10 protein-coding genes, 11 tRNA genes and 2 rRNA genes are annotated in these 15205 nt (G+C 45.6%); 2 read left to right on the top strand and 21 right to left on the bottom strand.

Annotation, left to right across the window (positions count from 1 at the left end; genetic code table 11):
* Positions 1-224 precede the first annotated feature (224 nt).
* Positions 225-710, top strand: coding sequence for a hypothetical protein (locus ACFQ3W_RS22965; protein WP_379321569.1), 486 nt, complete (start codon positions 225-227; stop codon positions 708-710).
* A gap of 458 nt (positions 711-1168) precedes the next feature.
* Here the strand turns inward: ACFQ3W_RS22965 and ACFQ3W_RS22970 are convergent, their stop codons facing one another.
* Positions 1169-1795 carry a flavin reductase family protein gene (locus ACFQ3W_RS22970; protein WP_379321570.1) on the bottom strand — a complete coding sequence of 209 codons (627 nt, stop codon included), beginning with the start codon at positions 1793-1795 and terminating at the stop codon, positions 1169-1171.
* A 149-nt stretch (positions 1796-1944) separates the two neighbouring features.
* Between ACFQ3W_RS22970 and ACFQ3W_RS22975 the strand changes: the two genes are divergently transcribed.
* The gene (locus ACFQ3W_RS22975; RefSeq protein ID WP_379321571.1) at positions 1945-2487 is read left to right on the top strand and encodes a bifunctional transcriptional activator/DNA repair enzyme AdaA; all 543 of its coding nucleotides are present in this window, start codon (positions 1945-1947) and stop codon (positions 2485-2487) included.
* A gap of 224 nt (positions 2488-2711) precedes the next feature.
* Here ACFQ3W_RS22975 and glmS read toward each other — a convergent pair whose 3' ends face one another.
* The 20 genes from glmS to ACFQ3W_RS23075 all read right to left on the bottom strand — a co-directional run.
* Positions 2712-4544 (bottom strand): glutamine--fructose-6-phosphate transaminase (isomerizing), encoded by a 1833-nt coding sequence (gene glmS / locus ACFQ3W_RS22980; RefSeq protein WP_379321572.1) that lies wholly within the window; start codon positions 4542-4544, stop codon positions 2712-2714.
* A gap of 647 nt (positions 4545-5191) precedes the next feature.
* Positions 5192-6532 carry a phosphoglucosamine mutase gene (gene glmM, locus ACFQ3W_RS22985; RefSeq protein ID WP_379321573.1) on the bottom strand — a complete coding sequence of 447 codons (1341 nt, stop codon included), beginning with the start codon at positions 6530-6532 and terminating at the stop codon, positions 5192-5194.
* A 96-nt stretch (positions 6533-6628) separates the two neighbouring features.
* Complete coding sequence (locus ACFQ3W_RS22990; protein ID WP_379321574.1) at positions 6629-7978, bottom strand: CdaR family protein; 1350 nt, start codon at positions 7976-7978, stop codon at positions 6629-6631.
* Positions 7971-8801 carry a diadenylate cyclase CdaA gene (cdaA, locus tag ACFQ3W_RS22995; protein WP_379321575.1) on the bottom strand — a complete coding sequence of 277 codons (831 nt, stop codon included), beginning with the start codon at positions 8799-8801 and terminating at the stop codon, positions 7971-7973. The genes ACFQ3W_RS22990 and cdaA overlap by 8 nt, the downstream gene beginning before the upstream one ends.
* A 239-nt stretch (positions 8802-9040) precedes the next feature.
* Complete coding sequence (locus ACFQ3W_RS23000) at positions 9041-9658, bottom strand: zf-HC2 domain-containing protein (RefSeq protein ID WP_379321576.1); 618 nt, start codon at positions 9656-9658, stop codon at positions 9041-9043.
* Between the two features lie 130 nt (positions 9659-9788).
* Positions 9789-10364 carry an RNA polymerase sigma factor SigW gene (sigW, locus tag ACFQ3W_RS23005; protein ID WP_379321577.1) on the bottom strand — a complete coding sequence of 192 codons (576 nt, stop codon included), beginning with the start codon at positions 10362-10364 and terminating at the stop codon, positions 9789-9791.
* Positions 10365-10573: 209 nt separating this feature from the next.
* Entirely contained in the window at positions 10574-13369 is a 2796-nt protein-coding gene (ppc, locus tag ACFQ3W_RS23010; RefSeq protein WP_379321578.1) for a phosphoenolpyruvate carboxylase, read from the bottom strand.
* 482 nt (positions 13370-13851) lie between these two features.
* Positions 13852-13925 (bottom strand) — tRNA-Gly (locus tag ACFQ3W_RS23015).
* 11 nt (positions 13926-13936) lie between these two features.
* A tRNA-Pro gene (locus ACFQ3W_RS23020) sits at positions 13937-14010 on the bottom strand.
* Between the two features lie 15 nt (positions 14011-14025).
* A tRNA-Arg gene (locus tag ACFQ3W_RS23025) sits at positions 14026-14102 on the bottom strand.
* 6 nt (positions 14103-14108) lie between these two features.
* Positions 14109-14183 (bottom strand) — tRNA-Gly (locus ACFQ3W_RS23030).
* 3 nt (positions 14184-14186) lie between these two features.
* Positions 14187-14270 (bottom strand) — tRNA-Leu (locus tag ACFQ3W_RS23035).
* Positions 14271-14324: 54 nt separating this feature from the next.
* Positions 14325-14400: transfer RNA gene (locus ACFQ3W_RS23040), tRNA-Lys, on the bottom strand.
* A 10-nt stretch (positions 14401-14410) separates the two neighbouring features.
* Positions 14411-14482, bottom strand: a tRNA-Gln gene (locus tag ACFQ3W_RS23045).
* A gap of 7 nt (positions 14483-14489) precedes the next feature.
* Positions 14490-14565, bottom strand: a tRNA-Val gene (locus ACFQ3W_RS23050).
* Positions 14566-14574: 9 nt separating this feature from the next.
* Positions 14575-14646 (bottom strand) — tRNA-Glu (locus ACFQ3W_RS23055).
* A gap of 8 nt (positions 14647-14654) precedes the next feature.
* A tRNA-Thr gene (locus ACFQ3W_RS23060) sits at positions 14655-14730 on the bottom strand.
* A 3-nt stretch (positions 14731-14733) separates the two neighbouring features.
* Positions 14734-14809 (bottom strand) — tRNA-Asn (locus ACFQ3W_RS23065).
* A 5-nt stretch (positions 14810-14814) separates the two neighbouring features.
* Positions 14815-14931, bottom strand: a 5S ribosomal RNA gene (gene rrf, locus ACFQ3W_RS23070).
* Positions 14932-15076: 145 nt separating this feature from the next.
* Positions 15077-15205, bottom strand: a 23S ribosomal RNA gene (locus ACFQ3W_RS23075); the annotation flags it as partial.

The raw sequence follows: 15205 nt of genomic DNA on the forward strand, positions 1-15205 counted from the left end.
AGAGGACTTTACTCATCACAAGTAAAAGTTCCCCTAATTTTCAAAGCTTTCTTGTATTTTGTTGAACTAACGTTTCCCGTTAGCGCAACACGCTATTCGCTGAGGAATCTCCTTTATGGGCATCTGCACAATCATATAGTTATTAACCCACATAATACTGTAAACACAGGTTATTTGACTTTACGAATAGTGCATTATCTTTTTAAAGCAAAAGGAGGTATTGTATGACAAATTTTTATTCTTTTCACGGGACTATCACTATGATTAATGATTTTTTTACAGGTCAAAATGGTGAAGGATGTTATAAATTAATATCTGTAGACAACGGATTGGGAGCATTAGTAAATTTCGTGGTATCACCCAAAACTTATTTTGTAGACCATGTAATGGTGTCAGTAGGAGATCAAGTGACTGGATATTATGACGGAAACGCACCTGCTCTTCTAATTTACCCTCCACAGTATCAAGCAATTGTCATGGTAAAACATAGCCCATATCAGAATGTAAAAGTAGATTATTTTAATACTGAGTTGGAGAGTAGTGATGGACGATTACGATTAAATATTTCTCCGTATACTCAAATAGTATTAACAAATGGGCAACACTTTTCAAGAACCCCTGAGAACCGAGATCTAATTGTTATTTATGGAACTATAACAAAAAGTATCCCCGCCCAAACCACACCTTATAGAATTATAGTTTTGTGTTAGGGGGCATTATAAAAAATTCCTGTTCAGAACATTAATTGGTATATGAAACCACAAAAGACTCGTTCGGCTTAAGCAACCGTTATACATCCTTGCAGCCAAGCTGACAGAGGATGGAATAATATTCAGAATTCCTTGGTTCAACTAATCTGCCCGTTCGCTTAATGGCGCGTTTTAGTCTAATACTTCATTTTCTCAGTCTACAACTCTATTTTCCGAGTCTAATACTTTTTTTTAGTCCAACAGCAGGGGGGTCAAGATAAGAGAAAATGAAGCGAACGATTATCATGAAGTTGTTTTCTTATGGAGTGATGTACTCGGCGTTCTTCCTGAAGATTGATAGTAATATATACCCGTTTGCTCGGCGCGGCAAGGGCAAATGCTCAACAGCACGTCTATATAGCTAGACGTGCTGTTGAGCGCCTGTTCTTGTTAAATGAGGGTTTTTGGCAGGAACATTATCACTGACGGACAGGTGGTGCGAAGACTGGAGCCAATCTAGACGGATGTACCTTTGCCCCGATACCATAAAACTCACAAAAGTTCATTATTAACGGATTCCACTTATCTGGATCGATATAATTCTCCTCTCCATCCATCAATATCTGCTCGTTAATGTGCGACTTCACAATTTTAACTTCAATAGCAGCTAATGTACTTGGATCCTCTCCAAAATCATGAACATGTTTGACGATTGCTTCAAGTTGAACAGGGCATTCCTTAACACATGAAGGTTTTACTATATCTGATGGTGTTTGAGTCAATTGGGCCGTACCAAATTTGTCTGGTTCGTACCTATACCCCTGTCGTACTTTGTAATCAGGAACAGGATTACGTCCGGTGAGAAGAGCCAATCGATCCACAGCGTGAACAAGGTCTACGGAAGGCAGGTTTAAGACACACTCGCGTTCACGCAGAAGATTTTGTACTGTTTGAGATCGGTTACTTATTCCAAGCATAAACGACTGATGTAGCGACCATGCAGATGAAATTGGGGCTAAATTTACCGAATTATCCTCGTTTAGAGTGCTGATAAGTACGACTGGTGTTCCGAAATAGAAAATTTTAGGTTCTACAATTTTATGCATAGATAAGCTCCTTCACCTTCGATTTTTTTCATTGATTGTAACAAGGGAACGAGATGGTGATCTTTCGAAATCTTGTTGTCTCATTCAAAAATCTTTAGGGGTGGATAGATTGTGAGTTATAATAAACATGTGAGGAGGATCCACTTATCATGCATGAAGAACACTGGCAAGCAATTACCCAATGCGATAGTTCATACGATGGGAAGTTTTTTTATGCGGTAAAAACTACTAGGATATTTTGTAGACCATCATGTAAATCACGAGTTCCAAATCGTGATAACGTTGATATATTTATGTCTGTAGATGATGCTATTCATGGAGGTTACAGACCCTGTAAGAGATGTAGACCAGACCGGATTTTGTGTCCAGCAGAAGAATTGGTCTTCCAAATTACTGAATTTATAAATAAAAACTATAAAGAACACTTAACACTCAGCTTAATAGCAGGAAATTTGCACATCAATATGTATTACCTTCACCACACATTTAAACGTGTCTCAGGCATAACGATAATGGAATATGTCATGAAAAAACGTATTGAGAAGGCGAAACAATTATTGGAAAACTCAAACTACACTATAACGCATATTGCTGTCATTATTGGATTTTCTAGCGCTGCGCATTTTTCGACTACTTTTCGTAAACGGCTTGGAATATCACCTTCGGAGTATCGTACAAGTTACTGCATATGACGTATGCGGAGGAGACCTCGAAAAACTGGTGATTGAGTGATTACATCCTGCAACCATCGAACTATCGGGAAACGATAGTTAAACATAAAGGGTTCCACATATTAGTCATGCATAATATGTAGAACCCTTTATGTTATTTGATTTTCTTAAATTTAGGTCTTGATAATTTTCAGTCTAATACTTTATTTTCTTTTAACAACATTTGCAATACGCTAACCCCGATCCTACTCCACCGTCACGCTCTTCGCCAAGTTACGCGGCTTATCGACATCGTTGCCCCGAGCAAGTGCGGCGTAGTAAGCGAGTAGCTGCAGAGGTACAACAGACAAAGCCGGCGTTAATAGCGACAGCGTCTTCGGAATAGCGAGTGCTTTATCGACCGATTTCAGTAAACCAGGAACATGCTCTTCATGCGTGATGGCCATAACTTCGCCACCGCGAGCTTTTACTTCCTTGATGTTGCTTACGGTTTTCTCAAGTACGCTTTCTTGAGTTGCAAGAGCGATGACCGGGATGCCTTCCTCAATCAGCGCCAGCGTGCCGTGCTTCAATTCACCTGCAGCATAAGCTTCGGAATGGATATAGGAAATCTCTTTGAGCTTCAGCGAGCCTTCCTGTACGACAGAGTAATCCAACCCGCGACCAATAAAGAATAAATGCTCATGGTTAGCGATATGCTCGGCATAAGCCTTAACTGCATCAGAATGCGAAAGCATACTCTCTACTTGTTCAGGCAGAGACTGCATAGCTGCTATGATGCGGGCTACTTCGTCTTCGCTTTGCGTGCCGCGCACTTGAGCCATGTACAGGCCAAGCAAATAGAACGCGATCAACTGCGATGTGTAAGCTTTGGTCGAGGCTACGGCGATTTCCGGACCAGCCAGTGTCGCGATTACATCATCTGCGTCGCGGGCAATGGAGCTGCCAACCACATTAGTAATAGCCAGTACATGCGCACCGTTAGCATGAGCTTCACGCAATGCAGCAAGCGTATCGGCCGTTTCACCGGATTGGCTGACAACGATGACCAAAGTATCCGGCGTGATCAATGGTGAACGATAACGGTACTCCGAAGCCACATCGTTCATGACCGGAATCCGTACGAGCTGTTCGATCGCTGTTCCGCCAACAAGACCCGCATTATAAGCTGTACCGCAGGCTACAATATGAATGTTGTTAATGCTTCGGATCTTCTCATCCGTCAGGTTAAGTCCAGGAATGACGACCTTCCGTCCGCTCTCGTCAATCCGTCCCAGCATCGTGTCGCGATATGCTCTTGGTTGCTCGTGAATTTCTTTGAGCATAAAATGAGCGAAACCGCCTTTTTCTGCCGTTACTGCATCCCAATCGACACGAATCATTTCCCGAGAAATAAAATTCCCTTCGATTGTCATCAATTCGACAGAGTCCTTTGTCAGCACCGCCATTTCTCCATCATTCAAAATATACACATTCCGCGTATATTTCAGGAGAGCAGGAATATCTGAACCGATAAAGTTCTCGCCTTCTCCGATCCCGATAATGAGCGGGCTGGCTTGACGTACGGCTACCAGCTTATCCGGCTCATACTCCGTCAGCACGCCAATTGCAAAAGCCCCTCTCATGAAGCTAATCGCTTTTTGAACAGCTTTAACGATGTCTCCATCGTATTCACGCGCAACCAAATGGGCGATAACTTCCGTATCCGTCTCGGAAACGAACTCATAACCCTGGCTGATCAGCTCTTCTTTCAATTCCAGATAGTTCTCGACAATACCGTTATGAACGACCGAAAACTTCTGGGTATGGTCGGTATGTGGGTGAGAGTTTACATCAGACGGTTTACCGTGAGTTGCCCAGCGCGTATGACCAATCCCTGCCGTACCAACGAGCGGAGCATCCTCCAGTTTGGATTCAAGGTTCACTAGACGTCCTAACGACTTCTCAATTTTCAGACCGTCAGAAGTGAACACAGCAATCCCAGCCGAATCATAACCACGATATTCGAGCTTTTTAAGCCCGTCAATCAAAACCGACTGCGTATCTCTATTCCCGATATATCCAACAATACCACACATAATTAAATATCCTCCGTTTCATACTCATAGATGGGTATCGTAAGAGCAGAAGCGAAAGACCCTTCGCGCGGTACACGAGAAAGAACTATTCAATTGTATGAAAATATAGAAAATTTCTATTTAACTGTGAAATATTTTCATGAATGTCCACTTTACTCTGTCTACCGCGGCTCTTCCGCGTCTTGCCCCCTACGTACACTCATGAATTTTCAAATGAATGTTATCCATCTGCCGAAAGGTTTGTCAGAACAGTCGCCCATTCCTTTTGCTCTTTCAGTTACGGTGCGATGTGGCACCGGGAGGCCCCCGCCGAACATTTCGAACACCTCCACCTCGTCAGCTTGCATTTGCCGTCCAGTCACGATCTAACCAGCCCCAATACGTGGCACTTAACGATATGAATGATTTAGATCTGACTCCTCGCGCGAAATCAAGCTCTGGCGCTTATATTGCTAGTAACCTCACGATCCTCGCTTTCTTTACTCGAATATGCTTAATTATATGCATCTTTGACCCGTTTGGCAATATTGATCTAGTCCCAATTAGCTTACTCTTTATGGAATCTTTTTTAATTTAAAAAAGAAAACCGCTGAGTCCGGTTGTTTTCCGGTCCAGCGGCTTACGATATGATAAATGAAAATTTAGAGCTATACGAGCTCCTTCTCCACAACAGCTACGATTTGGCCAACCAGCTGCTCCAATTCCTGCTTATCCGGTCCTTCCGCCATGACGCGAATCAACGATTCCGTTCCCGATGGACGGACGAGTACGCGGCCATTATCGCCAAGCTCACGCTCTACAGCAGCGACAGCTTCCTCAATCGCTGTGTTTCCAGCATATTTGCTCTTGTCCTGTACACGAACATTGACGAGCACCTGTGGATATTGCTTCATAATCTTCTTCAGCTCGCTCAGCGGCTTGCCGGTAGACTTCAGGGTATCTACTAGCTGGATTGCTGTCAGAATGCCATCTCCGGTCGTATTATAATCCAGGAAAATAACATGTCCAGACTGCTCGCCACCCAGGTTATACCCGCCGCGAAGCATTTCTGCCATAACGTAACGGTCGCCTACAGCCGTTTGCTGCGTGTTTAGGCCAAGCTTCTTCGTAGCCTTGTAGAAACCGAAGTTGCTCATTACGGTGGAAACTACTGTGTTGTCCTTCAGTTTGCCAGCTTTATTCATCGCATCGCCGCAAATGCACAAAATGTAGTCGCCGTCGACCTCTTCCCCATTTTCGTCAATGGCAATCAGGCGGTCAGCGTCCCCATCAAAGGCTAAGCCCAAATGTGCACCCTGACGAACTACTTCTTCCTTAAGCCCTTCAGGATGCGTAGAGCCGCAGTGATCGTTAATGTTCAACCCGTTAGGCTCTGCAGCGATCGTATGAACGTCAGCACCCAACTCCTTGAACAACTTAGGAGCAAGTTCATAGGCTGCCCCGTTCGCGCAATCCAGCACGATTTTGAGTCCTTCAAAGGAGGAAGAAATCGTCGTCTTCAAGTGATCCAAGTATTTCAGCTTGGACTCGTTATCCACCGTTACGTTTCCTAAACCTCCACCGATCGGACGAGGCAGTTCGTCGATATTTTTATCAAGCAGTTCCTCAATTTGGAGCTCCGTTTCGTCTGACAATTTAAAGCCATCGCTTCCGAAAAATTTAATCCCATTATCCTCCACTGGATTGTGGGATGCAGAAATCATTACGCCAGCATCGGCCTTTAATAGTCTAGTCAGATACGCTACAGCAGGTGTTGTGACAACACCAAGCCGGATCACATCTGCACCAATCGACAGCATCCCTGCCACAAGTGCGGACTCCAGCATAACGCCGGAAATACGCGTGTCCATGCCGATTACAACCTTAGGTTTTGGTGCTTGACCAGCAAGGACATAACCCCCGCAGCGTCCAATTTGAAAAGCAAGCTCAGCCGTCAGCTCTTTATTTGCAATACCTCTTACTCCATCAGTTCCAAAATACTTCCCCATAATTTCACTCCTTCAACTATTTGCGAGGCTAAGTTTTGTCATGTCCTCTCATGATGTCCACAACCGTCTCTCTACACTCTATTGTGTTAACAAGCCTCACGTTCCGCCTGCCGTGCCATTGTTAGCCGCTTCTTCACCATTCCCTGACGGGTTCGGACCTTGATTATCTGCCGAATTCGCAGGCTGTCCCTCAGAGTTCGTCGAAGCCGGCTTCCCCTTTTCTAAAATTTCGATTTGAATTTCAGCCGATTTATCCTGGTCGGAGAGCTCCACATAGGACGGCAGCTTTACAGTTACTGGAACCGTATGCACCCCGACCCCCAAATGAGATATATCAGCCGTTACCTTGATTTGATCTGGCCCCACCCGACTCAAGGCATCCTCTGCACCAAGCACGGTGAGGGATATCATCCGATCGGATGGTCGGAGAAATTTCACATCATACAGTGGATTTTCGTGCTCCAAGGTGATTGGAATGTTATCAACCTGCTTTTGTCCGCCTGGCTTTACCTTTAGTGTAATCGTAACAGAGCTCGGCTCGATTTTCTCAAAACCGTCCGGCGGAGTCAAGTCTACGGAGTATTTCGTCTCCTCCGAGCCGTCAAATCTTCCTAAATCAACCGTAAGCGGGAATGCGGTAATTCCGTCCAAAGCTCCCTTGGTCCCGTAAAGCGCAACGCCTTCCACATCGGTCTCGATTCCTGCTAATACATAGCCCGCCGGAAGCCGACCCGTTTGATGCAGCTCGATCGGCACATTTTTGTACATTTTATTAATCGGAACCTCTACATCGACGGAGCTAGGAGAAATCTCCGCATTCTGCATCACTTGCCCCTGCTTATCATAAGCCACCAGTTTTACGGCTTTTCCCTTAATGGAATCCTTCAAACCAGTCACGTCAATCGTACCCTGAACTTTATCGAGATCATTCAGCTCGCTTTCTGGCAAGGTAACCTCAACATCGCTATCCCCAGAAATAATCGGTGTTCCGAGCAATAAACCATCAGCAGGCTCCCCCTTCGTCACTATCGTGACGGGAACCTTCTTCGTCTCCTTGGCTTCAATCGTAACCTTCACAATCGATGGATCCATCGATACGAGTTGAACCCCAGGAGGCAATTCATGAGTTAATGGCAGCGTAAAAGTACCGGGTCCTACGTTTTCCAAATTCAATTTTACTTTATAATCGGAAAAGTCCGTTGTAATATCGGTGCGTTTGCCTTTAACTTCCAAACGAACAGTACTCGGCTCGAGATCATAGAGTACATATTTCTTATCGTCAAATCCAGTCACTTGAATCTTCACATTGTCGATAACTTTGTTATTAACTACCGTTGTAGGGCTCACGGGAGACCCGCTATCTAAGTGAACCATAGCCCATAACATGATGCTGATCACAAGGGCCAGCACCTTCGCAAAATTGTTATGTGTCAGCCATTTATCCATTGTTTTTGGCCCCCTTCTTTTTCCGGAAAGGCCCACGTTTCTCTTTCTCTGCGGAGTTTTGACGAAGCTCTTCATATAACTTGGAGATCAGCGATTCCTCATTGATATCGCGCACAACCTGCCCGTCGATGGCAAGAGAAATTTGCCCGGTTTCCTCGGATACAACGACGGAGACCGCATCGCCTACCTCGCTAATGCCGATTGCCGCGCGGTGCCGTGTACCGAGCTCCTTGCTGATGAACGGGTTTTCCGATAACGGCAAATAGCAGGCTGCCGCCGAAATTTTTTGCCCCTGGATAATGACAGCCCCATCGTGCAGCGGTGTATTCGGAATAAAAATATTAATCAGCAGTTGCGAAGTAATGATGGACTGCATAGGAATTCCAGACTCGGTGTATTCGTTAAGCCCTGTGTCACGTTCAAAGACAATTAAGGCCCCAATTTTTCTACGTGATAAATAATTTACGGCCTTAATAATCTCGCCGATTTCCTTGCTTAATTCCTCTTCGTCGGCTATATTTCTGCCAAACAATTTTCCCCGCCCAAGCTGCTCAAGCGCACGTCTAAGCTCTGGTTGAAAAATAATAAAGATCGCCAGCACCCCAAAGGTGAACATCTGATTCATAAGCCATTTCAGCGTGTACAAATCAAACCACGTACTCACCGCCCAGATTACCACGAGAACTAATATCCCTTTAAGTAGCTGGACAGCCCTTGTTCCCCGTACGAGTAAAATCAGGTGGTAAATGATGTAGGTAACGATCAGTATATCTATAATATCCTTGATCGAGTCCTGCCAAGTCAGACTGGTAAAATAGTTCATGGTGCAACCCCCGGATTATTCCTTGCAGCCAAACGGCCGCAAGAAAACGATATGTACAGCGTCAATGCTTACCTCTGGTTTCTAACTACTAGGTTATAACGTTCACATGTCAGATGCAAGCGCTCCGTATCTATAGTATCTTTCGTATCCCGTTGTAATATTTTCCTTTTATAAAAAAATAAAAAAGCGCCTTGATTCCCGGAAGGGAGGCGCCAAAAATGGTGGTGCGGAGTATGCCATTACCTGTAGGCGACTTCCGAAAACGTATTGATGATCCTATACCATATCCAATCCAGCGCCTGATCGATTTGTTTTACCTCACCGGATATGTGGGCTGTTGAAGCCTGGTAATAAGACCCGTCAATCACCGTCAGGTTGCCCTGCACTTCACCGTAGATTTCAGCCTTGCCATTCTCTACAGTGAGATTGCCGGCAATTTTGGAATTGCTCGGTACCGTAACCGTATCGCCGTTAATGATAACCTGATCAAGGTCCGTCCCTTTTACAACAAGTTGGTCATTGCGGTCCCACATTGAAACCGAGCTAAACAGCATGACTAAGAGGAACATAGCTGCTGCCGTCAATGCCGGGTGCCGCCTAATCCATTTAATCCAAGCTTGTTGCTTCGGCTTATTCGGAATTTGACTGATGATCCGATTCACCAATTCATCCGGAGCCGAGAGGTTGGTATGCTTGATGGTAGCAAACAGCATCATTTCGGTTTGTTCCAGTTGTTTAAACTCCATCTGGCATTCCGGACAACCTTCAAGATGCTGCTTCAGCAATACAGTCTGATCGCCGCTCAATTCGCCATCCAAGTATTCATGCATTAATGAGGTGGCTTGTTTGCATTCCATATCGGCCAATCCTTTCAGTATCAATCTCTGCGGAAACCATCTTTATGGCAAGTTCACAGTCGTCCTACCATAATATACGTTGTGCTTCTCAAATCGTTTCATAAAACATAAATTGAAAAATTTGGTGCAATTAAAGCATTTTATGCTCCAGTTTTTTTCGCAAAAACTCCCGTCCACGATGGACGCGCGTTTTTACCGTCGTTACCGGCATGTCCAGCACCTCACTGATCTCCTGTAACGACATTTCCTGCAGATACCTTAAAATAATAACTGATTTATATTTAGCCGGCAGACCCGCAATGGCCTGATGAATCGTCTGCTGCGTTTCCGACAGCAGGTATTCCGATTCCGGCGTCCGTTCATCTCCAGGAATAAGCGTATACCCGTCCATGCCTTCCTGATCGTTCATTTCGGCATCCAGATAGTAATTCGGCTTACGCTTGCGCAATCGATCGATACACAAGTTGGTTGCGATTCGATAAATCCATGTAGAGAACTTTTGTTTGTCATCGTAGCGTGCCCAGTTCTTATGTACTCTTAAAAACGTCTCCTGCACAATGTCCTCAGCCTCGTGACGATTGGACAGCATGCGGTACGCCAAATGAAACAATTTATCCTTATATAAATCGACGAGTTCTGCAAAAGCCCCTTGATCCCCTTTTCGGGCCAGCTTCACCAGTCTTGCATCGAAATGATCCACCACCATATTATCCCCCAGATCCGTGGACGGGCTTCAAACTTGCACCTGCCTGTCCGGCTCTCGTCTCCTTCTTGCAAAGGAGCGTCTCTAGTCGTCGGCACTTCATTCAAATGTTAAAGCAAGTTTCTGCAAAAAGCAATAGACAATAAGGAACAAGCCGGACCTTCTTGCGAAGGCCCGGCTTGATTTAGAGCTCTAGAATCCCTTGTAGGGTATCAGCCCGTATTCCGAAGTCCAGCTGCAATTCCGTTAATGGTAAGAAGGACTTCACGAAGCAGGATAGGATCATCCTGTCCCTGATCCCGAATCGTTCGCAGCTCGCTCAGCAGTTGTACCTGCAGGTAGCTTAAAGGATCAACGTAAGGGTTACGCAACCGAATGGATTCTTGTAAGCCTGGGACGTTGTCCAAAATTTCAGAGATACCCGTAATTTTCAATACCATCTCTTTAGTTAGGTGGAACTCTTCTTCAATTTGGCCGAATACCCGTTCCTTCACTTCATGTTCGGAGCACATATTTGCATACTCTTTGGCGATAACCAGGTCTGCCTTGATCAAAGCAAACTGAAGGGTATCGATAATCGAACGGAAGAATGAGAAATTTTGATACATATTTTGAAGAACTTTGAGGTTCTCTTCTTTGTTTTGATAAAAATGCAGCAATCCGGTACCGGCAGCGTACCAGGCCGGGAACAAGTAACGGCTTTGCGTCCATGCGAAAACCCATGGGATAGCCCGTAAATCCTCAAACCGATCGCTGTTTTTGCGTTTCGAAGGCCGGGAGCCGATATTCAGCTCGCCCACCTCCAGAAGAGGCGTTGATTCTTTGAAGAACTTAAGGAAGTCTGACTCGCGAAATACAAGATCCTGATATTTGTTAAGCGATGTCTCCGAAATACCAGCCATAATCTCTTCCCAACGTTCCTCTTCCGGATTGCCTTCCCGGCGCAGCTTAGCATGGATTGCTGCAGTTATTAGGGCTGATGTTGCTTGCTCCAAGCTTCGGTAGGCGATGCCACGAAGTGAGTACCGGGACGAAATCACTTCGCCCTGCTCGGTAATTTTGATGCCTCCGCCAATCGTTTCCGGCGGCTGTACCAAAATACTGCGGTTCAAAGGCATACCGCCACGACCCAGCGCTCCGCCACGACCGTGGAAAAACTTAAGCTTCACGCCGAACTCACTGGCCGCGGACGTAATTTGTTTCAAGGCCATCCGCAACTCCCAGTTTGCCGTTACCACGCCACCATCTTTATTACTGTCGGAATAACCAAGCATGATCTCTTGAAGGTCATTCATCGCAGCGACAGATTGCCGGTAAATCGGCATGCTAAATAACTGGCGCATAATTCCCGGAGCTGCATGGAGGTCATCAATCGTTTCAAATAGCGGCACAGATTGCAAGGTGCAAACGACGTTACCGTCCATTTCTTTGCGGAATAAGCCCACTTCTTTAGAAAATACCATGACCTCCAGAATGTCGCTTGCAGCCTCCGTCATACTGATGAGGTAGCTGGTAATGCACTGTGGTCCATATTCTTTTTGCGCCAAATAAACCGTTCGGTAGACTTCAAGGCACTCCTTCGTGCTTTCCGTGTAATCCTGGTACGGAGAAGTCAACGGACGCGGATCATTCAGCAAGCTTTCCAGCAGCTTAACCTTCTCATCCTCAGGCAGATCGCCGTAATTTGACACAATATTCATACTTGCCAAAATTTCCGTCATGGCATTCTCATGCTCTTTACTGTGTTGACGAATGTCGAGCGTTGCCGTATGGAAACCAAATAGCTCCACTTGGCGAATGAGTTTCTTGATATGGGTATCCGCTACATAGTCCGCATAATGGTGACGCAAGCTGCGATCTATGATTTTTAAATCCTCAATAAATTCTTTAACATCTGTGTAGCGTTCCTGCGTGCCCTGCTTGGTATCGTCCAGAAGGTTATGCAGTTTCTCGGTCATGTATGTCAATTTAATACGGTAGGGTTCCTTTTCATTGTTCCACTGCGGTGCTTTATGCAAGGTAACTTGGAGCCGATCCTTTTGAATAGAGGCATTTAGCTCATTTGTAACGTCAACGATACTTGTGCTAAAGCTTAGATGCTTGAACAGTTCGGACAAAATACGCTGATATTCTCGTACAGCCAGTTTACGCTGCATCCGCAAAGTCTCCCAGGTAACGTCGGATGTTACGGATGGGTTGCCGTCACGGTCTCCTCCGATCCAGGATCCAAAGCGCAAATAAGTAGGCACGTGCCAATAGTGCTCCGGATAATACTTCGTAAGACAACGTTCTAGCTCCTGATACACCTCAGGAAGAACGTGAAACAAGGTCTCGTGGAAATAGTACATCCCGTTTCTTACTTCATCAAGTACTGTTGGTTTGCGATCGCGAAGCTCATCGGTTTGCCATAGGGTGATGACCTCGTTCAAAAGCTTCTCTCTAAGTTGTTCACGTTCACGGAAAGTAAGGGTAGGGTTGTCGAGCTGCATCACATCATCGGCAATCCGTTTATGGATGTCCAGAATAGCACGACGCATCGCTTCCGTCGGGTGTGCAGTCATGACCAGCTCTAGAGACATGCCTTCAAGAATTTCCTGAGCTTCCTCATAGCTGAAGCCTTGGTCCTTCAAATCTTTAACGGACGATTCGATCGTACCCGATTGAACCGTCTCCCCTGCCGACCGTTCATAATCCCGTTTACGGCGAATACGATGGTTTTGTTCTGCAATGTTAACCAGTTGAAAGTAAATAGCAAATGCACGAATCACTTGGTGACGAATTCCGGGTTCAAGAGAATTGATCAGTTCCTTAAACTCATCATGCAGTTCAGGTAAAAATACAGCCCGCAGTGACTTACTGGCTTCACGAATCTTCTCGACAATATCCAAGAGCTCATTGCCGCCTTGATGAACAAGGACCTCTCCTAGAATATTGCCCAAAAAACGAATGTCGCGCCGAAGCAAGTTGTTTGAGTTACCCTTGCCTGCGGTAACCGTTAGCTCAGTCATGTTTCTCCCCCATTTCCTTCCGTCTTTCTAAGAGCTTTCTTAACATAATACAATAATCTTCCCTGAAAATCTTCACTTTATTTGTAAGAACCATGAAAACTCTGAAAAAATTCAAAGTTCGTCAATGATTTAATATTCAAAATCATGAATACAATTCAAGAAAAACTATTAGTAAATAGTTGGCCTCAAAAGATATACAAGGAATCCGCTTAAGAATCACCTCATATTTATGCATGATGTGTAGACATACCACTGTTGGTGCATCCTTGAGACAAATCAACAACCTAAGGTGTCTTGCCTTCTAGCTAGCCCAAATTGCGTTGCTTTTTTTGTAGTTCCTCAAACCTTAACACGGTGAAGTAATAAAATGCAAGGGTATAATTAATATTGGTTGAACTTTCTATGCCAATATGCTTCATGAACCAAGTCCGAAAAATTATAACAAAAAACATCATCTGCTACGATGATGTTACTGATATGTATGGAGCGGGTGATGGGAATCGAACCCACGCTACCAGCTTGGAAGGCTGGAGTTCTACCATTGAACTACACCCGCAAAAAACATAATCGGGATGACACGATTCGAACATGCGACCCCCTGGTCCCAAACCAGGTGCTCTACCAAGCTGAGCTACATCCCGATAATGAAGAAAAAATGGCGCGCCCTAAGAGATTCGAACTCCTGACCTTTTGATTCGTAGTCAAACGCTCTATCCAGCTGAGCTAAGGGCGCAAATTATGGAGCGGACGACGGGAATCGAACCCGCGACCCTCGCCTTGGCAAGGCGATGCTCTACCGCTGAGCCACGTCCGCAAATGGTGCGCGTGGAGGGACTTGAACCCCCACGTCAAAGACGCTAGATCCTAAGTCTAGTGCGTCTGCCAATTCCGCCACACGCGCACAATGTTATATCATCCTAGCAACTAATGCTGTTGCAAAAGTCACATAAGAAAATGGTGAGCCATGAAGGACTCGAACCTTCGACACCCTGATTAAAAGTCAGGTGCTCTACCAACTGAGCTAATGGCTCTCATTAAAGACTGGGGATATAGGATTCGAACCTATGAATGACGGAGTCAAAGTCCGTTGCCTTACCGCTTGGCTAATCCCCATTATTGATGGTGGAGGCTGAGGGGATCGAACCCCCGACCCTCTGCTTGTAAGGCAGATGCTCTCCCAGCTGAGCTAAGCCTCCATATCATGATGACCCGTAGGGGACTCGAACCCCTGTTACCTCCGTGAAAGGGAGGTGTCTTAACCACTTGACCAACGGGCCTTAAAAAATGGAGCTCTCAACCGGGATCGAACCGGTGACCTCATCCTTACCATGGATGCACTCTACCTACTGAGCTATGAGAGCATATGGCTCCCCGAACAGGACTCGAACCTGTGACAACTCGATTAACAGTCGAGTGCTCTACCAACTGAGCTATCAGGGAACATTGCTTGGCGGCGTCCTACTCTCCCAGGACCCTTCGGTCCAAGTACCATCGGCGCTGGAGGGCTTAACGGTCGTGTTCGGGATGGGTACGCGTGGAACCCCTCCGCCATCGCCACCAAACGTGATTTTTGCGCTGCTTCCGCTGCCTGATTTCGCTACAGCAAAATATCAGACCTCAGAAAAGACATGCAGCTTAAAATCTTTACTTCAGATGTTTGATCACCTGAAAACTGGATACGAAACGTTGTTTGCGCTTTAAGATTTTTAGGATAAGCCCTCGACCGATTAGTACCTGTCAGCTCCATGCATTGCTGCACTTCCACCTCAGGCCTATCAACCTCGTCGTCTTCAAGGGGTCTTACTCATTGGGAAATCTCATCTTGAGGGGGGCTTC

The organism is Paenibacillus puldeungensis (genome assembly GCF_042678945.1).
In the GTDB taxonomy this organism is placed as follows: domain Bacteria; phylum Bacillota; class Bacilli; order Paenibacillales; family Paenibacillaceae; genus Fontibacillus; species Fontibacillus puldeungensis.